This is a genomic window from Novosphingobium sp. FSW06-99 (assembly GCF_001519065.1).
GTDB lineage: Bacteria > Pseudomonadota > Alphaproteobacteria > Sphingomonadales > Sphingomonadaceae > Novosphingobium.
In genome coordinates this window covers 491,819-514,101 of record NZ_KQ954252.1, presented here as the reverse complement: position 1 = coordinate 514,101, position 22,283 = coordinate 491,819, and the positions used below count along the sequence as shown (strand labels likewise).

The window sequence follows — 22,283 nt, the reverse complement described above, 5'->3', positions numbered from 1 at the left end:
AGAGCATCGTGCAAAAAAGTGGGTACCGGTTTTTTGCAATAAACGATGCGAAAACAAAGACTCCTAAAGCATGATGCGTCTCAGATTAAACGCATTGTGCTTTAGGCGGCGCGTACGCGCGTGATCACATCCTGAAACGCGCGATAGGGCGCTTCGCCCAGATATTGCGCATAGACGCATTTGGCCAGCGCCGCCTCGGGTGGAAAGATCGCCGGGTTGTTGCGATATGCCGCATCCATCAGTTTCAGCGCGGCGGCATTGGGCGTGGGATAGGCGATCGTGCGCGAAATATCGGCCCCCGCCTCGGCACTGAGCAGATAGTTGATGAAGGCATGCGCGGCGTCGGGGTTGGGTGCGCCCTTGGGGATGGCCAACTGGTCCGACTGGATCAGACTGCCTTCGCGCGGCAGCACAAAGGCCAGATCCTTGTCCTCGCGCATTACTTGCGCGATGTCGCCGTTGTATTCGATCACGATGTCGATATCGCCCGCCAGCAACAAATCCTGCCCGTTGTCGTCATGAAACACCGCGACATTGTGTTTCTGCCGGATCAGCAATTGCTGGGCCGCGTCGAGCGCGGCCCGGTCGAACACGTTGGGGTTCCTGCCCTGATAGATTTCGACCAGCCGGCACAGATCGGGCGCGTCGGACAACAGCCCGATGCGGCCCTTGTACCGATCGGAATCGAACAGCCATTTCCAACTGTCGGGGACGCCGTCGACTTTCGATTTGCGATAGCCGATGCCCAGCACCAGCCAGGTATAGGGCATGCCGTACTTGCGATCAGGATCATAAGTCGGATGCTGGAACTGCGGCGCGATATTGGCCATGTTGGGGATTCTGGCATGGTCGAGCGGCATCAGCATGTCGGCCTTGCTCATCCGCGCCAGAAAATCATGGCTGGGCACGATCACGTCATAGCCGGGATTGCCCCCGCGCAGTTTGGCAAACAGCTCGTCATTGCTGGAAAACAGGCTCATGTTGACATGCGTGCCGCTGGCCGTCTCAAAGCCGGTCAGCGTGTGCTTGCCGACGTAGGTGTCCCAGTTGTAGAAATTGATCTGCTGCTTGTGCGGGCGGTGGCACCCAGACAGCGTTGAAAAACTCAGGCCCACGGCGGCGGCACCCAGCCCTGCGAGAATACCCCGCCGCGATTGCAGATTGTGCATCCTTATCCTCTTTTTCGTTGACCATGTGATCACACCGACGCCCGCCCGTTTGCCGGAGGCGCCAGGCAATTACGTGTTCAACCGCTCCCAATCCTGCATCAGGTCGGCACAATCCCCGATATCGGCAGCGATCGCCGCAGCCAGCGCCGGGGCATCACCCGACGCAATTGCGGCAATTGCCACCCTGTGTTGGTCGACCATGTTTGCCGTGCCGTAACGGCCATAGACCACGCGCATGAAGGGGCCGAACTGCATCCACAGGCTTTCGATCATGCGCAATGCCAGCGGCAACGGCGCCGCGCCATAGATCAGCGAATGAAACCGGTGGTTGGATTCCATGTAGGCGCGCACATCGCCCCCGTCGAGCGCCGCATCGGTCGCTTCGTCGGCGGCATGGATCTGGCGCAGCAGGTCAGCCGTGATGTGGGGCAGCGCCGCGGTCGCCACCATCGGTTCGAGCAGCTTGCGCAAACGCATGATCTCTTCAAACCGGGCCGAAGTCATGCGCGGCACCATCACCGCGCGCTTTGACCGGATCTCGACCGCGCCCTCGGCGGCAATCCGGCTCAGCGCGTCGCGCACCGGCATCTGGCTGACCCCGATTTCCTGTGCCAGCCCGCGTGTCGAAATGCCCACCCCCGGCGCGATCCGCCCGGTAATCAGGCGATAGCGCAAGTCTTCATAGACCTTTTCGCGCAAGGACGCCGGGGCATCGCCGATTTCTGCCGCGTCGCCATCCTCGTCGCCATGGGGATCTGCGCTGACACCTGCTTTCATCCGTTCGATCACCCTCCATGCAATGCCCGGCCGCCGCATCGGTGCGGACCACTGTGACGACAACCCGGTCCGGATGCAATGTCACGCGAGGCGATGGCGCTTGCCAAGAGCCCTTGTTACCCTTTTTGACGCAACAAGGGTGCTGGCAAATGCCCGTCCCTGCATTGACGCGACCAAGTCGAGCCCGTATCTGTGATCTTAGTGCTCGATTGCGGCTTTCGGCCTGGCCGGAATTCGGCAAGGACGGCACCAGGATTCCCAGACGAAAGACAACGATGGTCACCGTCCGCAACTACGACATTCCCGCGCTGCGTCAGCTCGATGTGGCCCATCACCTGCCCGCGCAATCGAGCTATGCGCTGCAAGTCGAACTGGGCGGCAGCCGGATCATCACCCATGCCAAAGGATCGACGATTGTCGACGGCGAAGGGCACGCCATCCTCGATGGCATGGCCGGGCTGTGGTGCGTCAATGTCGGCTATGGCCGCCCCGAACTGGTCGAAGTCGCCGCGCGGCAGATGGAAGAGCTGCCGTTCTACAACACGTTTTTCCGCACCGCGACCGTCCCGCCGATCGAACTGGCGGCCAGGATCGCCACGCTGCTGGGCGGTGATCTGGCGCACGTGTTCTTCAACAACAGTGGTTCTGAATCCAACGACACCGTGTTCCGCCTGGTGCGCACATACTGGGCGCTAAAGGGTGAGCCCAAGCGCACGGTGTTCATCAGCCGCCACAACGCCTATCACGGATCGACCGTCGCGGCGGCGAGCCTGGGCGGGATGGAATACATGCATGTTCAGGGCGGCTTGCCGATCCCGGGCATCGAGCATGTGATGCAACCCTACCCGTTCGGCGACGGCTTTGGCGAAGACCCGGTGGCCTTCGGCGCGCGCGCGGCGCAGGCGATCGAGGACCGCATCCTGGCGATCGGCCCCGAAAACGTTGCCGCGTTCATTGGCGAACCGGTGCAGGGCGCGGGCGGCGTGATCATCCCGCCCCCCGGATATTGGCAGGCGGTCGAGGCGATCTGCCGCAAATATGGCATCCTGCTGGTCAGCGATGAAGTGATCTGCGGCTTTGGCCGCCTGGGCGAATGGTTCGGGTTTCAGCATTTCGGCATCCGCCCCGATATCGTGTCGATGGCCAAGGGCCTGTCGTCTGGCTATCTGCCGATTTCGGCCACCGGCGTGTCGCGCGCGATTGTCGGCACCTTGCGCGCCTCGGGCGAGGAATTCGTCCATGGCTATACATATTCGGGCCACCCGGTCTGCGCCGCCGTCGCACTGCGCAACATCCAGATCCTGGAAGACGAAGCCCTGATCGAACGCACCCGCACCGACACCGGGCCCTATCTGGCGCGCGCACTGGCCGAACGGCTCGCCCCCCATCCGCTGGTCGGCGAAGCACGCTCGCTCGGCCTGATCGGCGCGGTCGAAATCGTCGCGGAAAAGGGCACCAACCGCCGCCACGGCAGCGGCGGCCTAGCCGGCCCGATCGTGCGCGACGCCTGCATCGCGCGCGGGCTGATGGTACGCGCCATCCGCGATTCGATCGTGATGAGCCCCCCGCTGGTAATCACCCACGCCGAAATCGACCAGATCGTCGATACGATCACCGCCGCGCTGGATGCCTCGGCGGAGGCGTTGGCGGCGTTGTAACCGGCCTTGTGCGCGAGCGGTTCGTATTTCCCCGTTCATCCCGCGACGGATGCGCGTTGATGGTAGAATCCGAGGTCTTTTGCGCTTACCTCCTGCGTTGCAACGACGGGTCTTATTACGCCGGACACACCGACAGCCTCGAAGCGCGGCTGGCCCAACACCAGACCGGGGCCTTGGCAGGCTACACAGCCGCGCGCTTGCCGGTTGAACTCGTCTGGTCAGAAGCTTTCCCAACCCGGGACGAAGCGTTTGCAGCCGAACGCAGGATAAAAGGCTGGAGCCGGGCAAAAAAACAGGCACTCATCATGGGCGATTGGGCAAGTCTTCAGCAACTAGCTCGCAATCGCCAGAAATAATAGCGACAACATCTGGCGTCGCGCGCATCCTTCGACAGGCTCAGGATGAGCGAACTTATTGCCAGGAATATTTTCGCTCTCTCAATCCACCTTAAGCCGTATTTACAAACAAAGTGGCGAGTCTCGACGAGGCTGACATTTATTCTGGCAAACCCCCGCTCGTCCTGAGCCTGTCGAAGGACGCGCGCGAGGTTCGCCCCTCGCGCCATCCCTGTCCACACACGAACGCGGTCTCTTTCACCCCGCCTCAAGCCCCTTTTGCAACGGCAGGTTGCGCAGGCGCTTGCCCGTGGCGGCGAACACCGCGTTGGCCAGGGCCGGGAAGATCACCGCATTGGGGGGTTCGCCCATGCCGCCGGGCTTTTCGTGGTTGTCGATCAGGGTGGTGTGGATCACCGGTGCCTCGTTCATGCGCAGCACGCGATAGTCGTGGAAATTCGACTGTTCGACGCGGCCATTGGCGATCGTCACTTCGCCATAGAGCGCGCCTGCGGTGCCAAAGATGATCCCGCTGTCGATCTGCGCGGCGACGCCCGACGGATTGACCGCCTGCCCGCAGTCGACCACCACGGTGACGGTTTTGACCGCGATCTGGTGATCCTTGTCCACGGTCACTTCGGCGACTGCCGCCATATAAGTATCCCACAAGTGGATCACCGCAACGCCGCGCCCGACGCCGGGTGCGACCGCTGTGCCCCAGCCGGCCTTGTCGCGCGCCTGTTCGAGCACGGCGCGCGCGCGCGGGTCTTCAATATGCGCCAGGCGAAACGCGATCGGATCGGCACCCACCTGGTGCGCCACTTCGTCGATCGCGCTTTCCATCACGAACGCGCTGCGCAAGGGGCCTACGCCGCGCCACCAACTGGTCGGCACCAGGCTTTCCTGTTGCTGAAACGTCACTTTGCGCGCCCTGGCCGGATAGATCGGGGTGATCGCGCCTTCGACCGCATCGTCATCCACGCCCTTGAACGCCGGACCCAGCAGCCGCGCCATGATCGACGACCCGGCAATCTTGTGCTCCCAAGCGGCGATCTTGCCGTCGGCGCCGATCGCGATGTCGATATGATCGGCATAGGCTGGCCGATACCAGTCATGGCTCATATCTTCTTCGCGCGACCAGATCAGCTTGACCGGAAACGGCACCTGTTTGGCCAGATCGACACAGCGTTCGACCATGTCCGCCTCCAGCCGCCGGCCGAACCCGCCGCCCATCAGCCGGTTGTGCAGCGTGACTTTGTCGAGCGGCAGGCCCAGCCGCTTGGCCGCGGCCTTGCGCGCGTCACCGGGAATCTGCGACCCGGTCCAGATTTCGCATTGCCCGTCGTGCACATGCGCCACGCAATTGGCGGGTTCCATCGTGGCGTGGGCCAGGAACGGCTGGGTATAAGTCGCGCTGAAACGATGCGCCGCGCCCACCCGCGCCGCCTCCAGATCGCCCGATGTCGCCGCGACGAAGCCCGGCTTGTCCAATGCGGCGGCGACGGCGGCAATCACCCCGGCCTGCTGGGTGCCCGTGCTCGCCGCATCGGCGGTCCATTGCGCCTTGGCCGCGGTAATCCCCTGGCGCACCGCCCAGGTGTTGTCGCCGACCACATAGACCACATCGGCGCCCCGGATCACCCCGGTCACGCCCTGCACCGCGCGCGCGGCGGCTTCATCGACCCCGGCCAGTTTGCCGCCAAAGATCGGCGATACGCTGATCGCGGCATATTTCATGCCGGGCACGACCACGTCGATGCCATATTCGGCCACGCCGCGCGCCTTGGCATCGCCATCGAGCCGCCGGTGCGACTTGCCGATCACCGCATAGGCCGATGCCGGACGCACCGGTGCCTCGGTGGGCAAGGGCGCGGCGGCCGCCGCAGCGACCAGCGCCGCATAGGCCAGCACTTTGCCGCTGGGCCGGTGCACCACCGCCCCGTCATGCGCATCACATTCGGCAGCGGGCACGCCCCATTGCCGCGCGCCTGCGTTGACCAGCGCAATGCGCGCCCTGGCCCCCGCCTCGCGCAGGGGTTGCCAAACCTCGCGCACCGAGGTCGATCCGCCGGTGCCCTGATCGATCGGCGCGAACCGCACCGAATCGCCGTCGGGAATCGACACCACGACATCGACCGGGCGCACCGCCAGCTCTTCGGCGGCGATCATGGTGATCGTGGTCAGGATGCCCTGCCCCATTTCGGTCTTGGGCAGCGCCAGCGTGACGCGGCCTTGCGCATCGACCCCCAGCCAGGTGTTGCCGGCCAGCGACGGCGCGCCCGCCGCGCGGCTGCGGCTTGATCCGAATGCCACCGGCACCATCAGTGCCGCGCTGAACAGGCCGCTGCCGATCAGCACATCGCGGCGGGTGGTGCCGGTCATGCCGGTTCTCCCGCATGGATCTGCGCCGCGCGGTGGATCGCCGCACGAATGCGCGGATATGTTCCGCAGCGGCAGATATTGCCGCTCATCCCCGCATCGATCGCGGCATCGTCGGGCTTTGGATTGGTCGCGATCAGCGAGGCGGCGGCGACGATCTGGCCCGGCTGGCAATAGCCGCACTGCACCACATCAACTTCGTTCCATGCCTCGACCAGCGCCTTGCCCAGCGGTTGCTGCGTCAGCCCCTCGATAGTGGTGATCGATTTGCCCACCGCATCGCCCACCGGCGTCTGGCAACCGAACACGCGCACCCCGTCCATCAGCACGCTGCACGCGCCGCACAGCCCGGCGGCACAACCGAACTTGGTGCCGGTCAGGCCCGCGACATCGCGCAGGAACCACAACAACGGCATTTCGGGCGAGGCGTCAAAATCGCGCCTTTGCCCGTTGATGGTCAGGGTGACGGCCATGAATGCTCTCCGCTGGGTCGAAATTGTCACCACCAGCAAGGCCGCAGGGGACCGGCTCTGTCAAGCGCCCTTGCGCACAGCGGGCCACAAAAGATAGCCCACAAAAGTCCGGTTCTGCCAAGCGCCTGTTCATCAAGATGGTTGCACCATCGGCAGCACGGGGTAATACCCCAACGCCTAAGATCACAGCATGCCCATCGAGAGCCATTTGCCATGAGCCGCCCCCTGCTCGGGATCATCGCCTGCACCCGCCATTTCGAAGACGAAGTGATCCACCGCGTGATCGATCGCTATCTGCGCGCACCCGCGCAATGGTCGGGGGTCGATGTGGTGCTGATCCCCGCACTGGGCCTGCTGGCCGATCAGCGCAACCTGGCCGCGCGCATCGATGGCCTGCTGCTGACCGGCAGCACGTCGAACCTGGAAAGCTGGCGCTATGGCGGCAAGGGGCAGCAGGGCCCGTTTGATCCCGATCGCGATTCCACCGCACTGACCCTCACCGGCGCGATGCTCGATGCGGGCAAACCGGTGTTCGGCATCTGCCGGGGGTTTCAGGAATTGAACGTGGTGTTCGGCGGCACGCTGCAACATCTGCCGCCCGCCGCACAGGCCGTGCACCATGCGCCCGCCGGGGTGCCGGTCGAAGCGATGTTCGACCACACCCACCCGATCACCCCGGTGCGCGGCGGCGTGGTGGCCAATGCGCTGGGTCCTGCCCCGGTCACGGTCAATTCGGTGCATTTCCAGGCGGTGCAGATCCTGGGCAAGGATCTGGTGGCCGAGGCGCACGCGCCCGACGGACTGGTCGAGGCGTTTTCGGCGCAAGTCGGCCGCGCACGCGTGCTCGGCGTGCAATGGCACCCCGAATGGGATGCCGATCGCAATCCGCAATCGCGCTGGTTCTTCACCGCGCTGGGCGAGGCAATGGGGGCCGAACCACCCGGCCCCGCCCACGCCATCGATTGACCGCATCGGGCAGGTCCGATAGACCTGTCAGCAATGTTAGGCTCTCGATCATTCGAGCGGGCAGGTCCAAGCGGCGAGGATATCCGCGCTTTTCCAGGCTCATTCTATGCCGCGACGATCGCTGAACCGATCGATGCCCCGGCGCTGGCTGGCGATGCGATCACCGATTACTGTATCATCGGCGGCGGGTTCACCGGCCTGGGCGCCGCGCTGGCGCTGGCCCGCGGCGGGCACCGCGTGCATCTGGTCGAGGCAGGCCCGATCGGGTGGGGCGCATCGGGCCGCAACGGCGGGCAAGTGCATGTCGGCTGGCAACAGGATCTGCCCTGGCTGGAGGCGCGGCTCGGCCGGACCACGGCGGCGGCGCTGTGGCAGGCCGCGCTCGCCGCACGCGCGCATCTCGACACGCTGATCGCGCTGGACGAGGATGCCTGCGACTATCGCCCCGGCCTGATCCATGCCGATCATCGCCCCGGCATGGTCGCCCATACCCATGCCCATGTCGCGATGATGCGCGACGAATGGGGCTATGACAGCCTGATCCCGCTGAACAACGAGGCCTTGCGCGCGGTGCTGGCCAGCGAGGCCTATCACGGCGGCAGTTTCGACCACCTGGGCGGGCATCTGCACCCGCTGAAACTGGCGCTGGCGATGGCGCGCGCCGCGCAACATGCCGGCGCACGGCTCCACGCCAACACCCCCTGCACGGCGCTGGCCCCGGATACCGATGGCTGGCGCGTGGTCACCCCGCATGGCGTGATCCGCGCGGGCAAAGTGCTTGATGCCACGGGCGCCTATGCCCGTGCGCTGGTCGGCGAAACCGATGCCCATGTCCTGCCGATCAACAACTATATCGCCACCACCGCCCCGCTCGGCGCGGACCTGGCGCACGAACTGATCCGCAACGGCGCGGCGGTTTCGGATGGTCGCTTCGTGGTCTATTATTTCCGCGTGACGCCCGACCATCGCCTGCTGTTCGGCGGGGGCGAAAGCTATGGCTATCGCATGCCGCGCGACATCGGCGCGTTTGTACGCCCGCATATGCTGCGCGTGTTTCCACAACTGGCCGATGTGCCGATCGACCATGCCTGGGGCGGCACGTTGGCAATATCGCCCAACCGGCTGCCGTTTGTGATCGAACCGCGCCCCGGCCTCTATGCCGCCAACGGCTTTTCCGGGGTCGGCGTGGTGCTGGCGCCGTGGCTGGGCGATGCAGTCGGGCGCGCCATGGCGGGCGAGGCGAATATGGGCTATGACCTGGTGCAACGCCTGCCCGCCCCGCGCTTTCCCGGGGGGCGATGGATGCGATGGCCGACCCAGGCCCTGGCCATGCGCTTCATGGCGTTGCGCGACCGATTTTGATAATCACGGAAAAGAGCCGCACAGATGACCGAAGATTTTGCCGACTGGATCCGCAGCAGAGGGATCAGTGAAGTCGAATGCCTGGTGCCCGACATCAACGGGGTGGTGCGCGGCAAGGTATTCCCCGCCGACAAGTTCATCTCGTCGGTCGGATCGATGAGCCTGCGCCTGCCGTCGAGCGTGTTTTCGGTGACCATCACCGGCAACTATGCCGATACCGATGCCGACGATTTTCTGTTTCGCGACCCCGATGTGTCGTTGCGCCCCGATATCCGCTCGATCTGCGTCGCGCCGGGGTTTCGCACCCCCACTGCGTTTGTCGTGGCCGATGCGCTGCACCGCGACGGTTCGCCGTTCGAGATTGCCCCGCGCTATGTGCTGCAACGCGTGCTCGACAAATTTGCCGAAATCGGCTGGACCATCGTGGTCGCGCCCGAGCTTGAATTCTACCTCACCGAAATCAATTCGGACCCCGATCTGCCGATCGTGCCGCCGCGCGGGCGTTCGGGCCGGGCGGAAAGCTCGCCGCAGCCCTATGGCCTGGAATCGGTGACCGAATTCGAAGACATCATCGAGGAAATCTACGACAATTCGGAAATCGCCTCGTTGCAACTCGACACCATGATCCACGAAAGCGGCACGGCGCAGTTGGAGATCAATTTCAACCATGGCGAGCCGGTGGCGCTGTGCGACCAGGTTACCATCTTCAAACGCATCGTGCGCCAGGTCGCGCTGAAGCACGGCGTCTATGCCACGTTCATGGCCAAACCGATGGAAACCCAGCCGGGCAGCGCGATGCACCTGCACATTTCCGCCGAAGACGCCACGGGGCGCAACCTGTTCGGCACCGAGACCGGGATCACCCAGGAATTCCGCCATTTCGTTGGCGGATTGCAGCGCTATCTGCCCGAAATCGCGCCGCTGTTTGCCCCCAACGTCAATTCGTTCCGGCGCATGCGCCCGGCCCACAGCGCGCCGATCAACGTGCAATGGGGGCATGACAACCGCAGTTGCGGCCTGCGCATCCCGACCTCGGCGCCGCAGAACACCCGCATCGAAAACCGCCTGCCCGGCGCCGACGCCAATCCCTATATCGCCATCGCCGCCAGTCTGGCCGCCGGTTTTCTGGGCCTGCGCGATCGGATCGACCCGATGCCGCTGATGACGCACAACGCCTATCTCGAAGAGCGCACTTTGCCGCGCAACCTCGATGGCGCGCTCAAACAGATGATCGCCTGCGACCCGGTGACCGAGCTGCTGGGCGAAGGCTTCATCCGCGCGTTCTACGAGATCAAGATGAACGAGCTGTCGGCCTATGACGAAGTGATCAGTTCGTGGGAACGCGACCACTTGTTGCTGAAAGCGTGATTTTGCGCTTTGCTGCGCCCAACCCAGTTTGCAACAGGCGGACCCCATTCGATGCAGCGATCGCGGCGCAATTTCCTCGGTGACATCGGCCTGGCCGGGATCGGGCTGAGCTTTACCGGCGCGCTGGGCGCCTGTGCGCGTCATCCGCAGCATGGGGTGCTCAATCTCTATACCTGGGACACCTATATCGGCAAACACACGCTGGCCGATTTCGAAAAGGCCAGCGGCAGCAAAGTCAACATCAGCCTGTTTGCCAACAACGACGAACTGTTTGCCAAACTGCGCGACGGCAATCCCGGCTATGACATCATTGTCCCGTCAAACGATTTTGTCGAACGGCTGCACCAGACCGGCGCGCTGGTTGAACTCGACCATGCCAAAATCCCCAATCTGGCCAATATCGACCCGCGCTTTCTCAATCCGCCGTTCGATCCGGGGCGCAAGGTTTCGGTGCCCTATACCTGGATTGTCACCGGCATCGGCTATCGCAAGTCAAAAGTCGACGGCGTGCCCGACAGTTGGAAATGGGTGCTCGATTCCGATCGGTACAAGGGCCGCATCGGCCTGCTGGCCGAAGCGAGCGAACTGTTCGAGATCGGCGCCAAATACCTTGGCCTGCCCGCCAACACCGCCGATCCCGCCACGATCGAGCGGGTTCAGGCGATGTTGCTGAAGCAAAAGCCCAACGTCGCGGTGTTTCACGATGACAACGGGCAGGATCTGCTGCTGGCGGGCGATATCGATCTGGTGATCGAATACAATGGCGACATCGCGCAAGTGATGCGCGAGGACAAGGATCTCGATTTCGTGGTGCCGCGTGAAGGCGGCATTCTGGCCAGTGACAGCTTGTGCATCCCCAAGGGCGCGCCCAATCCCGCACTCGCGCTGGAATTCATCAATTTCGTGCTCGATGCGCACAACAGCCGCGATATTTTCGAAACGATCCGCTATCCCACTCCCAATCGCGCAGCGCTGGCGCTGATGCCGGCGGAATATCGCGACAATCCGGTGATCTTTCCCCCGGCGGCGGCACTGGCAAAGTGTGAATATTCGCACTATCAGGGTCAGGCGATCCAGTCCGCCTATGAAACCGCGATGACGCGGGTGCGCGCGGGCTGATCCCCACCGCGGATATTCACCACAGATCACAGTCGATGCGCCCCGATTGCTGCGCGAACACCGCCGGCGGCGGTCTGTCCGACAGCCCGCCGCACTTTCGCGGGCGCCCTGCCGCGCACGATTACCCCAAGTGCCGCGTTGCTTTTTCAACACACAAGGCGCCGCGATGTGCGCGGACGGAGAAGGTATTTGACAATTGCGGGTAAGCGGAGTGAATTCGCGTGGATCGATCTGTGATCCCTGCCGGCAAGCAACGAAATTACCAATACGTTGCCGCCGCCCAGCAAGGGATCCCATTGCAATGGACCTGAGGGGGGACCGCTGATGCGTCATGACACCTGCAAATCGACTCGCAAATGGCTGTTGGGTGCAGCCACCGGCATGACCGTACTGATGCCTGCGATCGCCTTTGCGCAAACCGCCGCGCCCGCCGACCAGGCTGCCAGCACCGACACCAAGGGCACCGGGCTGGGCGAAATCGTGGTGACCGCGACCCGCCGTTCGGAAAGCGTGCAGAAAGTTCCGATCAGCCTGCAGGCGCTGACCACCGAAAAGCTGGAACAACGCCAGGTGGTCAATTTCAACGACTATGTCGCGCTGCTGCCTTCGGTCAGCTTTGCCTCGCTCGGGCCCGGCCGTTCCGATCTGTTTTTCCGCGGCGTCGCCTATGACACCGGCACGGGTGACAGCTCGGCGCTTTCGACCGCAGGGGTCTATCTCGACGAAATCCCGATGACCACGGCGGGCCGCATGCCCGAAGTGCATGTCTATGATATGCAACGGGTCGAGGCGCTGTCGGGCCCGCAAGGCACGTTGTTCGGATCATCGTCGCTGTCGGGCACGCTGCGCCTGATCACCAACAAGCCCAAACTGGGTGTGCTGGAAGGCGGTTATGACGTCGAATTGAACAAATTCTCCAGGGCAGGCAACAATTTTGGCACGGTTGATGAAGGTTTCATCAACATCCCCGTGGCCAAGAACGTCGCAGTCCGCATGATGGCCTATTATGACCATACCGGCGGCTATATCGACAATGCCCCGGCGACGTACACATATACCGAATATGATCGCAACACGCAGGCTGCGATCGGCACTTATACAATCAGCAACAGCAATTCGCTGCCCGGCAATTCGGTCAACAACATTGCCAAGCGCAACGCCAATCCGGTCGACGAATATGGCGGCCGCATTGCCGCCCTGGCGGAATTCGGCGACTGGACGGTCACGCCCCAATTGATCTATCAGTATCTCGACGCCAAGGGTTCGTTCAATTTCGACCCCCGCTTTGGTGACCTGACCGTGCACGATTTCAACCAGTCCGAAGACAGGGACGGTTGGTATCAGGCGGCACTGACGATCAATGGTAAAGTTGGCGATTTCGACCTGGTGTCGTCGACGGGTTATATGCATCGCCGGATCAAGAATTCAAACGATTATACTTATTACTCTGTCGCCTACAATAAACCACAATACGCCCAATATCAGTGGTTCCATGACAAAAATGGCAATACGCTCAATCCTACCCAGGTATACTTGGGCAATAACACCTACAATAAGTTCACCCAGGAAGTGCGCTTGTCGGTGCCAAAATCCTGGCCATTCTCGTTGACTGTAGGTGGTTTTTATCAGTTCCAGAAAAAGAACATCAACGAGCAATATGCGATCCCGGGCCTCAGCAGCGCGGTGGACGCCTATGGCACCAGCGCAGGTGGCGCGACGGCAGGCAATACCGTCAGCGAGCTGTTAAGGGGCGATGCCTTCTATCTGACCGAGGTGGATCGGACCTACAAGGACTATGCCCTGTTTTCCGAAGGCACCTATCCGATCACACCGGAATTGAAACTGACCGGCGGGATCCGCCTGTTCCGCGCCATCAACCAGTCTGTCGGGTTCGACGGTACCGCTTTGGCCGCTGCGCAGGAAATCGGTTCCGGATGTGCCACGCCATTTACCGCGCCACGCCTGCAGGCGTGCAACAACGTCTCGTTCTATACACCGGCAGGCACCACTGAACTGTTGCCGGTACCACGCTACAACCAGGCCGGTGAAACCCACAAGGCCAGTCTGAGTTATCAAGTCAGGCCCGACAAGATGCTCTATGCAACATATTCGACCGGGTTCCGACCGGGTGGCAGCAATACCATTGCCCCTACGCAACCGTTCAAGGCCGATCGGCTGGCCAACTACGAAGTGGGCTTTAAAACCACCTGGAACCATGTGTTCCGGTTGAACATGGCGGGCTATTTCGAAAACTGGACCGGGGTGCAATATATTTTCGTGCCCCAAGGGTTCAACGGCAACAACATGATCGTGAACGCCGGCAACGCGCATATCTATGGTATCGAAGGTGATTTTGACTGGAAAATCGGCAAGTTCTCGCTGTCCGGTTCAGGCGCTTATAACGACGGCAAATTGTCGACCAACTTCTGCGCGCTGGAACCGGGTTTCCGTTCGACGACCCTGACTACCGACTGCAACACCAATCCGGCCGATGTGGCGGCGCCCAAGGGTACGCAGTTGCCGCGCCAGCCCAAGCTGAAGGGCCAGATGCAGTTGCGCTATGAAACCCAACTGGGCGAGCTTGGTTCCTTTGCCCAGATTGCAGCGGATCACCAATCCTCGTCCACGTCGAACCTCGACCCGGTCAAGGACGCGTTGCTCGGCGACGCCCCCCCGTTCACCAGTTTCGACTTTTCGGCCGGTGTCAGCCATGACAAATGGAACGTCGAATTTTTCATCGAAAACCTGTTCGACGAGCGCGGCCAGTTGTCTCGCAACACGTTCTGCGCAATCGAGGTCTGCTCTGCCTCGACCCGCGCATTGCCGATCAAGCCCCGCTTCCTCGGCCTGAAATTCTCGAACAAGTTCTGACCCAGGCGGCTGGGGTCAACCGCCAAAAACCCGGTTGACCCCGCCGCCCCACCCGCTTATGAGCGCGGCCTGCCCAACGCCCGCCCTAGCGGTGGCCGTACCAGCAACCCTTCGGGGCGGAGTAGCTCAGCCGGTTAGAGCAGCGGAATCATAATCCGCGTGTCGGGGGTTCGAGTCCCTCCTCCGCTACCAGGACCCCATCCAGCGACGTCCGCATGGGTCCGCATAAATCCACCAAGCCCATGATTTTCAAAGAAATCGGCCCGATTCGGGTCCATGTGCCTCCGGTCCGTTCCGCGTGCAGCCAGATTTGGCATTGGGGTATTTTGGGGGTATTTTCCGGGGGCACCCCAAAAGGGCGATACCCCCACGAGGCAATACCCCATGCCGCTCAAGGATCTCGAGATCAAAAACGCCAAACCCGCTGAGCGGGCCTACAAGCTGTTCGACGGCGGCGGAATGTATCTGCTCGTCCAGCCAACCGGCAAAAAGCTTTGGCGCATGAAGTACCACCACCAGGGCAAAGAGCGCCTGTTGTCGTTCGGCGCGTACCCGGACATCAGCATTGCCGCGGCTCGCGAAAAGCGGTCGCAAGCCAAGCTCGCACTTGCCGATGGCATTGACCTTCGCGACGGCGGTGGGTTAGCCCATCGGGACGGTCATCGGTGGCTTCGGTGACTGGCGCTGGACGATGGTCTTCGTCTCCGCCATCGGGCTGGTCGCTGCGCTGGGGATCCTGCTCCTTCTCAGGAACATTCCAATCCCGCCCGCGGTCACGCTGCGGCAGCGTCTTGCGCCTTTCCGGGACCATCGGATCGGCCTGACGCTTCTCACGACCCTGTTGGTGCAGACCGGAAACTTTGCGCTTTATACCTATTTCGCGGTGATTTTCGACCGTGCGATCGGCGGCAATGCGCTGGTGCTTGGCGCTTTGCTGGTGCTGTGGGGAAGCTGCGGCACGATAGGGCAGCGGCTCGGAGACGTCAGGTGCGGTGCCGTTGTACGGCCGCGTCCGCCAATCATAGAGATAACCCGATAGCCCCTCGTGAGCGATCGCGGCTCGCGCGACGCTAACGCTTTCACATGTGCCATAGATCAGTGCCGAACCATCGTGGGGCCACGCGAATGTGGCAATATCGACTTTCGCTTGCGCAACGGACCTTGCTGTACCGCCATCCGGACTGGCGATCCATAACCGGCAGGCCGGTCCGTACGTCCGGCCGATTTTAAAAAGATTGCACCTCGAAGCGCCTGCATCGCTGCCATAGATAGGCACGCGATCGAACCATAGTCTATTTTTAGTGTTATATATCAATATTTTATTTCGGCTATTTTTTCAAAAAACCCTTGTTCCGTACTTTATCGTCGTCATTCTTGACATTGATGTACATGATCCATACGCTTGCCCCTCGGAGACACCTCGCCGGCAGTTCCGGCACTCGTCCGACAGGTTGGATTGGCACGCCGTTGTGGCGTGCACCGGTCTGATCGGCGGCTGCGCTTTGCCGGGGTGTGAAACCGAACGAATTGTCTGATTTTGCGTAACAATAATATTCAGGGGCATTGCGAAGCGGAACACATGTCGCGGCTTTTGGCCGGTCATCCGCGAAAATCGCAATCAAGCAACGGGGAACGTATGAACAAGTCGATCCACGCCGGACTTTGCTCAACCACGCCGCTCTCGATCGGATCGCTGCTCGCCGCGGCAATCCTGGCGAGCGCCGCCATGGCTCCGGCCGCGGCCAGCGCGCAGACGGCCCCCGCCACCGAGGCGGCCGCGCCCCCGTCCGAAACCCATGAGATCGTCGTCACGGCAAGCCGGCGCGAACAGCGCCTGGAAAGCGTCCCCTATTCGATCTCGGTAGTCGACGCGAGCAAGCTGGCAGGCGCCGGCGTGACCGATCTCGCCTCGTTGACGCAAAGCCTGCCCGGGCTCAGCATGTACGATGCCGGTGCCCGGCTGGCCGGTGCGACTGTGCCGATCATTCGCGGCATCAACGCAACCGGCGAACCGACGCGCGGGTTCCGCAATTTCGAACAGAGCCCGGTCGGCGTCTATATCGGCAATTCGCCGGTCGAGGGCTATATCCAGCTCGACGACATCAAGCAGGTCGAAGTGCTGCGCGGGCCGCAGGGAACGCTCTATGGCGCTGGATCGCTTGGCGGCGCGCTGCGGATCTTGCCCAATGCACCGCAACTGGGAGCCCTGACCGGCAGCATCGAGGCGAGCGTTGGCGCGGTCTCGCACGCCGACGACCCCAGCTACACGGTGTCGGGCGTGCTCAACATTCCGCTGGGCAAGACGCTGGCGCTGCGCGTCACGGGCAAATATGCGCGCGATCCGGGTTTCGTCACCGCCTATGGCCTGCTCAAGACCAATGGCACCGGCGTCACCGCCAGCCCGGTGCTGGCCGATCCGTCCGATCCGGTGAACAGCCCCGGCGTCTATTACAACAAGAAGGACTGGAACTATCAGGATTCGCTGACCACGCGCGCCGCGCTGCTGTGGCAGCCGATCGATACGTTCAAGGCCGAGTTCGCGTTCCTCCACGCTTATGTCAAAGGCGACGGCGGGCCGAATGTGAACACCGATTTCGCAGGCGGTGCATCGCCCTTCGATGCCAACGAAACGCTGCCTGCGGGTGGCAAATACAGCGACTATACGCGCATCGACGAGCCGTTTTCGCGCAACACCAACCTTGCCAGCCTCGACCTCAGCTATGACGCGGGCTTTGCCACGCTGTCGTCGACCAGTTCGATCCAGACCACCACCGGCGAGACGCTGGAAGACGACACGTATGCGCTCGCCGGGATCGCCAACGGCGGCTATCTTGCCTATTACGCCGGCGTGCCGACCAATCCGCGGTTCATCTACGACCAGGAATTCGATGACCACGCGCATACCTTTACCCAGGAAGTGCGGCTGGTGTCGAAAGGCGGCCCCGACAAGCCATTCGATTTCTCGATCGGTGCCTTCTATGAAAACCAGACGCGCACCGGCGCCTGGACGATTGCTGTTCCCGGTTCGCCCGAACGGTCCGCCGCGCAAGGCTGCACCAGCCAGGCCTATACCGGCGCGACGGCCCCGGCGTGCCAGGTCATTGCCAATCCGCAGGACATCAATTTCCAGCAGATCGATACCCAGCGCTTCACCGACTTTTCGGTCTATGGCGAACTGACCTGGCACATCGCACCGCACGTGCAGGCGACCGGCGGCGTGCGCCACTTTTCGCAATGGTTCACCGACGCCCAGTCCTACGAAGACTATACGTTCGGTACCGACATTCCCGCCTCTCCGCACCGTTCGACCGCGGGCAAGTTCGTGGGCAAGGCGGACCTTTCCTATGAATATGCGCCATCGCAATTCGTCTATGCGCTGTGGTCGCAAGGGTTTCGCCGGGGCGGCGCCAATTCGGTGCCGCTGACGGGGATTTTCCAGGAAAGCCCGCTGCTGGCCAGCTACAAGCCCGACGAGACCAACAACTTCGAAGGCGGGTTCAAGGGCCACTTCGGCAACGGCGTGAACTATTCGATCGACGGATTTTACATCAAATGGAAAAACCCGCAGATCGCATCAAGTCTGCCATCGGGGAACCTTGCGGTCTACAACGCCAACAGCGCAACTTCCAAAGGCTTCGAGGCCGAAATTAGCGGCCCCTTGCCACTGCGCGGGCTGACCTATTCGTTGAGCACGGCCTTTGCCGACGCGCGCCTGACCAGCGATTTTTCATATCCCGCCAACAACGGTTCGGGCGTGATCGTCCCGGGGCTCGTCTCGGGTACGTCGGGCCAGCAATTGCCGGGCAGCCCGAAATTCAGCGCCGGGGCCAACCTGCAATATTCCGCGCCGATCGCGCAAGGCTATCGCATGACGCTGATCCTCAACGGCAATTATCGCAGTACGGTCGCCATGGGGCTGGCCAGCAGTCTGGGAACCACGAGTGTCCAGCGGTCGACCGACTATGCGGTGGTCAACGCTTCGGCAGAAATCCGCCACGGCGCATGGCGCGCAACGCTCTATGCCAAGAACCTGATCAACAGCCAGTGGGTGCTCGTGCCGCCAACCCAGATGAACGAGCTGAACAACCTGACCAACGAATATACCGTCAACCGCCCGCGCGAAGTGGGTCTGCGCCTGGGCTATACGTTCTGACCGCGGGCGCCTGACCCCCTGCTACCCCATCCAGGCGCCCCCTGTGCGGTCCCCTGCCCCGTCAGGCCTCAACGGTCGGCGGGGCAGGATACCCGCACGAACAAGTCCACCCTGGGGGCCCGGGCGCTGCCACGCGCACGGGCCCTTTTTTGTCCGTCAGGCACCTGGGTCGGGGATACCGTGCGCCGCCAGCGCGTCGGCCAGAGGGCCGAGGTGGCGCCGGTAGTGGTCGAGGCGGTCCAGCGACGACCGGTAGATCGGGCGGCGGATCTGCGACGCGCTGGCGGTGAACGACGCGGCCGGGTTGGCTTCGATCGCGATCGCGCGATCGTGCCACGCCAGCCCGCAATGGTTGGCAGCCCCCGCACCGGTCGCGGCGGGATCAGTCACCAGCGCGGCATAGTCGATCGTGTGGAGCCTATCGCCCAACCGGTCGCGCCAATGCGTCATCAGCCGGGCATAGGCGGCATGGTATCGCGCCAGATCGTCGATCGCATAGCTGAACGGATAGGCATCGCCGAACAGCGTGCGGTACATCGCAAAACAGCTTTCAAGCGGCGGGCGGCGCATGACCAGCAGCGCGGCATCGGGCAAGGCGCGGCGGATCGCACCGAGATAGAGGTAATTCATCGGCAGCTTTTCGATCACCGTCGCGCCATCGGCGCGCGCGGCCATCGCGGCATAGGCCGCACCCACCCTGTCCGGATCCGCCAGCGCGGCGCGCGCAAACACGTCTGGCCCGCCCTGTGGCGGTGCGGCGCCGAGCAGGGCCTGTGCAAAGTGATCGGTCTCGCCATTGGAAACGACGCCAGGCAAGTTCGACAGGACGCGTTCGAGCAAAGTCGTGCCCGATCGCGGCAGGCCGACGATGAACACGAACCGCGCCGCAGACCCGCCCGATCGCGGCACGGGCGCGACCGGGTGGTCGAACACTTCGGCAATCCGCCGCAGCTTGCGCTCGTCGGTCGCCACGTCATAGGCCATGTGGCGGCGGCGCACCGCGGCGGCGGCGGCAAAGGCGGCAAACGCCGCGTCGTAGTCACCCAGATCGTCCAGTTCCTTGGCCATGGCATAGCCCAGCGGCACGCGTCCCGGCGCATCGGGAGCCAGACGACCCAGCGCCGTGCGCAAGGCATCGACATGGTTGGTCACAGCGGTCTGCACGCGCAATTCCGACCGTAGCAGATAGCTGGCGAAATGCGCCGGGTCGCAGGCGATGGCGCGGTTGCACGCCTGTTCCGCCGGGCCCAGCCGGCCCAATGCCCGTTCGCTCGCGGCATAGTTGTACCATGTCGCGGCATCGTGCGGGGCAAGCTTGGTGGCGCGGGCATAGAGCGCGTTGGCCGCGTCGTGCCGCCCCAGCCGCAGGCACGCAAACGCCAGACCGTCGCAGGCCACCGCGTCGGTTTCGACCAGCAGCGCGGCGGCGTCGATCACCTGCGTCGCCTCGTCCAGCCGATGCAGATTGATCAGGATGGTCGCCAGCAAGCTGTGCGCGGCGGTGCAACGGGTCAGCCCGACGACCGCCTGGCGCGCGAGGACCAGCGCATCGGCGTTGCGGCCGACACGCATCAGGTCATGGGCGCGGATCTGCGCCGGGGATGCGCGACTGGTCATGCCCGCCATTTTACATCAGATCGCGCGCAATCGTCTCGGCCCATTGACGGGTGGCGACGCAGGTGCCGTTTTCATAGGCCTGCAATTCGGCGCTGATGTGGAAATAGGTGGCATCGCTGCGCATCTCGGTGCGAATATCGCTGCGCGTGCGCCAGCCTTCGCGACCCAGTGCGATGCTTTGGGTCAGCACATAGTGCGCCGACAGCGGGTCATCGTCGCGGATGGTCAGCTCGCGCCTGAGATCGTGCGAAACTTCGGTGCCGATGTCGTCGAACCGCAGCACCCCTTCGCCGAACACGCCGCCCGCCGCCTCTGTCACATACGTCGTGGCGCCGGTAACGTGATCGACCTGGCTGTAACGCAGCACCATGCCCTGATCGAGGCGGGTAACAGGGGTCAGCGGGCCGTGCGCCGGAGGCGGCATGGCGATTTCGGGCGCGTCGGCAGGCAGCACCGGCAGGATCACGCGGCAATCGGCGCTGCGCAATGTCAGCGTCGTCTGCGTCGGCGCAGGCCAGATCAGCGGCCAATATGTCGTCGCGACGGCCAGCCGGATGCGGTGGCCCGCGCGGAACCGGTGCCCGCAGGCGTTGAGATCGATCGCTACGTCATAGAACCGCCCCGGCACCAGCGGTTCGGGATGCGCATGGCTGTCGCGGTGGGTCAGGTTGAACACCTGATAGCTGACCCGCGTGACGCGGCCATCGGGAGCGACATCCGACAGGCGCAGCACGGCATGGGCAACCGGCGCGTCGGCGGCGACCGCAAGCGCCACCCGGACAACACCCAGCACCGACAGATCCGCATCGAGCGGCGCGGTTTCGAACACCAGCGCCCCGCCATCATCGAGCCGCTGATCGGTCGCGTGTTCGCCGGGACAGCCCGCACCCATCCATTCGCCGCCCGCACGCCCGTGGCTTTGCGGCGAACAGATCGACACTTCGCCCGCCGCGCCTGGCGTTTGCGCCAAGGCGCCATCCGCCGACACGTGCAACGCCAGCGGCGCGATCGTGGGCGACGGCCATTCGGCCAGGCCGATCCAGCGCCCGGGAGCCTGTGTCCGCGTGCCCTCGGGCGGTACCGGATCCTCGACATAGGCGCGCAACTGCGGCTCGGCCATCACGCCGGTATCGCGCCCTTTCAGCCAGTGGTCCCACCAGCGCACCGCTTCCTGCAAAAAGCCGATGGCCGGTCCGGGCACGCCGTCGTGCGGATAGATATGGCCCCAGGGGCCGATGATGCCGCGTGTCGGCACGCGCAGATTGGCCAGGACGCGCGGCACCGCATTGGTATAGCTGTCGGCCCAGCCGCCGACTGCGAGCACCGGACAGGCGATCGCGTCATAGTCGGTGCCGATCGACCCATGCTGCCAATAGGCATCGTCGCGCTGATGCGCGAGCCACAACGCGGCGAAGAACGGCATGGCCGCAATGCGGTCGAGCCACGCCTGGCGCCAGCCATCGCCGACGATCGCCGGATCGAGCGGGCGCGACTGATAGGCCAGCATGATCCCGCCCCACCACAAGTTGTCGTTGAGCAGGCATCCGCCCATGTAATGGATATCGTCGGTATAGCGGTTGTCGGTAAAAAAGGTCGTCACCACCGCCTTGAGCGCGGCCGGGCGACGCGCGGCGACTTGCAGCGCGTTGAACCCGCTCCACGATTTGCCCTGCATCCCGACATTGCCGTCGCACCATGGCTGCGCGACGATCCATTCGATCACTTCGAGCGCATCGTCCTGTTCCAGCGGCAGATATTCGTCGGCCAGATGGCCATCGGAGTCGCCCGATCCGCGCATGTCGACGCGGATCGCGGCATAGCCGTGCGCCGCGTAATAGCCATGCATCGGCTCATCGCGCCCGCGCGTGCCGTCGCGTTTGCGATAGGGGATATATTCCAGGATCGCCGGGACCGGATTGGCCATTGCGTCATCGGGCAACCACAACCGCGCGCCCAGACGGCACCCGTCGCGCAGCGTGATCCAGAGATGTTCTTCGACGATCACGGCCATGGGGATCTTTTCCGTATCTGTGAGA

General features: G+C 63.3%; 16 protein-coding genes and 1 tRNA gene. 11 read left to right on the top strand and 6 right to left on the bottom strand.

Annotation, left to right across the window (positions count from 1 at the left end; translation table 11 throughout):
- Positions 1-101 precede the first annotated feature (101 nt).
- Together AQZ49_RS04835 and AQZ49_RS04830 are read right to left on the bottom strand one after the other, a co-directional pair.
- A complete protein-coding gene (locus tag AQZ49_RS04835; protein ID WP_156428133.1) occupies positions 102-1,169 on the bottom strand; it encodes an ABC transporter substrate-binding protein in 1,068 nt (355 codons plus the stop codon).
- Between the two features lie 69 nt (positions 1,170-1,238).
- Positions 1,239-1,946 (bottom strand): GntR family transcriptional regulator, encoded by a 708-nt coding sequence (locus AQZ49_RS04830; RefSeq protein WP_067613422.1) that lies wholly within the window; start codon positions 1,944-1,946, stop codon positions 1,239-1,241.
- A gap of 275 nt (positions 1,947-2,221) precedes the next feature.
- Between AQZ49_RS04830 and AQZ49_RS04825 the strand changes: the two genes are divergently transcribed.
- Together AQZ49_RS04825 and AQZ49_RS04820 are read left to right on the top strand one after the other, a co-directional pair.
- On the top strand, positions 2,222-3,604 hold the full coding sequence (locus AQZ49_RS04825; protein WP_067613420.1) for an aminotransferase: 1,383 nt from the start codon (positions 2,222-2,224) through the stop codon (positions 3,602-3,604).
- Between the two features lie 59 nt (positions 3,605-3,663).
- Positions 3,664-3,960: a GIY-YIG nuclease family protein gene (locus AQZ49_RS04820; protein WP_067613418.1), complete on the top strand. Its 297-nt coding sequence runs from the start codon at positions 3,664-3,666 to the stop codon at positions 3,958-3,960.
- 237 nt (positions 3,961-4,197) lie between these two features.
- Here the strand turns inward: AQZ49_RS04820 and AQZ49_RS04815 are convergent, their stop codons facing one another.
- Together AQZ49_RS04815 and AQZ49_RS04810 are read right to left on the bottom strand one after the other, a co-directional pair.
- Positions 4,198-6,321: a xanthine dehydrogenase family protein molybdopterin-binding subunit gene (locus tag AQZ49_RS04815; protein WP_067613416.1), complete on the bottom strand. Its 2,124-nt coding sequence runs from the start codon at positions 6,319-6,321 to the stop codon at positions 4,198-4,200.
- Entirely contained in the window at positions 6,318-6,791 is a 474-nt protein-coding gene (locus AQZ49_RS04810) for a (2Fe-2S)-binding protein (protein ID WP_067613415.1), read from the bottom strand. Before AQZ49_RS04810 ends, AQZ49_RS04815 begins: the two co-directional genes overlap by 4 nt.
- 213 nt (positions 6,792-7,004) lie before the next feature.
- Here AQZ49_RS04810 and AQZ49_RS04805 point away from each other — a divergent pair, with 213 nt between their 5' ends.
- The 9 genes from AQZ49_RS04805 (at position 7,005) to AQZ49_RS04765 (ending at position 18,630) form a co-directional block, all read left to right on the top strand.
- Entirely contained in the window at positions 7,005-7,757 is a 753-nt protein-coding gene (locus tag AQZ49_RS04805; protein ID WP_067613413.1) for a gamma-glutamyl-gamma-aminobutyrate hydrolase family protein, read from the top strand.
- Between the two features lie 33 nt (positions 7,758-7,790).
- On the top strand, positions 7,791-9,119 hold the full coding sequence (locus AQZ49_RS04800) for an NAD(P)/FAD-dependent oxidoreductase (protein ID WP_067613411.1): 1,329 nt from the start codon (positions 7,791-7,793) through the stop codon (positions 9,117-9,119).
- Positions 9,120-9,143: 24 nt separating this feature from the next.
- Positions 9,144-10,487, top strand: coding sequence for a glutamine synthetase family protein (locus AQZ49_RS04795; protein WP_067613409.1), 1,344 nt, complete (start codon positions 9,144-9,146; stop codon positions 10,485-10,487).
- Between the two features lie 51 nt (positions 10,488-10,538).
- A complete protein-coding gene (locus AQZ49_RS04790; RefSeq protein WP_067613407.1) occupies positions 10,539-11,606 on the top strand; it encodes a polyamine ABC transporter substrate-binding protein in 1,068 nt (355 codons plus the stop codon).
- Between the two features lie 324 nt (positions 11,607-11,930).
- Complete coding sequence (locus AQZ49_RS04785) at positions 11,931-14,477, top strand: TonB-dependent receptor (RefSeq protein WP_067613405.1); 2,547 nt, start codon at positions 11,931-11,933, stop codon at positions 14,475-14,477.
- A gap of 115 nt (positions 14,478-14,592) precedes the next feature.
- Positions 14,593-14,669, top strand: a tRNA-Met gene (locus tag AQZ49_RS04780).
- Between the two features lie 192 nt (positions 14,670-14,861).
- On the top strand, positions 14,862-15,155 hold the full coding sequence (locus AQZ49_RS04775; protein ID WP_082701511.1) for an Arm DNA-binding domain-containing protein: 294 nt from the start codon (positions 14,862-14,864) through the stop codon (positions 15,153-15,155).
- Positions 15,156-15,168: 13 nt separating this feature from the next.
- The gene (locus tag AQZ49_RS04770; RefSeq protein ID WP_067613401.1) at positions 15,169-15,516 is read left to right on the top strand and encodes a hypothetical protein; all 348 of its coding nucleotides are present in this window, start codon (positions 15,169-15,171) and stop codon (positions 15,514-15,516) included.
- 597 nt (positions 15,517-16,113) lie between these two features.
- Positions 16,114-18,630, top strand: coding sequence for a TonB-dependent receptor (locus AQZ49_RS04765; protein WP_156428132.1), 2,517 nt, complete (start codon positions 16,114-16,116; stop codon positions 18,628-18,630).
- A gap of 156 nt (positions 18,631-18,786) precedes the next feature.
- On the opposite strand, the gene AQZ49_RS04760 is transcribed toward AQZ49_RS04765, so the two are convergent.
- Together AQZ49_RS04760 and AQZ49_RS04755 are read right to left on the bottom strand one after the other, a co-directional pair.
- Positions 18,787-20,247 carry a tetratricopeptide repeat-containing sulfotransferase family protein gene (locus AQZ49_RS04760; protein WP_067613550.1) on the bottom strand — a complete coding sequence of 487 codons (1,461 nt, stop codon included), beginning with the start codon at positions 20,245-20,247 and terminating at the stop codon, positions 18,787-18,789.
- A 10-nt stretch (positions 20,248-20,257) separates the two neighbouring features.
- The gene (locus AQZ49_RS04755; protein ID WP_067613399.1) at positions 20,258-22,258 is read right to left on the bottom strand and encodes a CocE/NonD family hydrolase; all 2,001 of its coding nucleotides are present in this window, start codon (positions 22,256-22,258) and stop codon (positions 20,258-20,260) included.
- Between the last annotated feature and the right edge of the window lie 25 nt (positions 22,259-22,283).

Coding starts and splice junctions, on each gene's coding strand:
- AQZ49_RS04835 (WP_156428133.1), bottom strand. CDS start 1,169: ATGCACAATCTGCAATCGCGGCGGGGTATTCTCGCAGGGCTGGGTGCC.
- AQZ49_RS04830 (WP_067613422.1), bottom strand. CDS start 1,946: ATGAAAGCAGGTGTCAGCGCAGATCCCCATGGCGACGAGGATGGCGAC.
- AQZ49_RS04825 (WP_067613420.1), top strand. CDS start 2,222: ATGGTCACCGTCCGCAACTACGACATTCCCGCGCTGCGTCAGCTCGAT.
- AQZ49_RS04820 (WP_067613418.1), top strand. CDS start 3,664: ATGGTAGAATCCGAGGTCTTTTGCGCTTACCTCCTGCGTTGCAACGAC.
- AQZ49_RS04815 (WP_067613416.1), bottom strand. CDS start 6,321: ATGACCGGCACCACCCGCCGCGATGTGCTGATCGGCAGCGGCCTGTTC.
- AQZ49_RS04810 (WP_067613415.1), bottom strand. CDS start 6,791: ATGGCCGTCACCCTGACCATCAACGGGCAAAGGCGCGATTTTGACGCC.
- AQZ49_RS04805 (WP_067613413.1), top strand. CDS start 7,005: ATGAGCCGCCCCCTGCTCGGGATCATCGCCTGCACCCGCCATTTCGAA.
- AQZ49_RS04800 (WP_067613411.1), top strand. CDS start 7,791: ATGTTAGGCTCTCGATCATTCGAGCGGGCAGGTCCAAGCGGCGAGGAT.
- AQZ49_RS04795 (WP_067613409.1), top strand. CDS start 9,144: ATGACCGAAGATTTTGCCGACTGGATCCGCAGCAGAGGGATCAGTGAA.
- AQZ49_RS04790 (WP_067613407.1), top strand. CDS start 10,539: ATGCAGCGATCGCGGCGCAATTTCCTCGGTGACATCGGCCTGGCCGGG.
- AQZ49_RS04785 (WP_067613405.1), top strand. CDS start 11,931: ATGCGTCATGACACCTGCAAATCGACTCGCAAATGGCTGTTGGGTGCA.
- AQZ49_RS04775 (WP_082701511.1), top strand. CDS start 14,862: ATGCCGCTCAAGGATCTCGAGATCAAAAACGCCAAACCCGCTGAGCGG.
- AQZ49_RS04770 (WP_067613401.1), top strand. CDS start 15,169: ATGGTCTTCGTCTCCGCCATCGGGCTGGTCGCTGCGCTGGGGATCCTG.
- AQZ49_RS04765 (WP_156428132.1), top strand. CDS start 16,114: ATGAACAAGTCGATCCACGCCGGACTTTGCTCAACCACGCCGCTCTCG.
- AQZ49_RS04760 (WP_067613550.1), bottom strand. CDS start 20,247: ATGACCAGTCGCGCATCCCCGGCGCAGATCCGCGCCCATGACCTGATG.
- AQZ49_RS04755 (WP_067613399.1), bottom strand. CDS start 22,258: ATGGCCGTGATCGTCGAAGAACATCTCTGGATCACGCTGCGCGACGGG.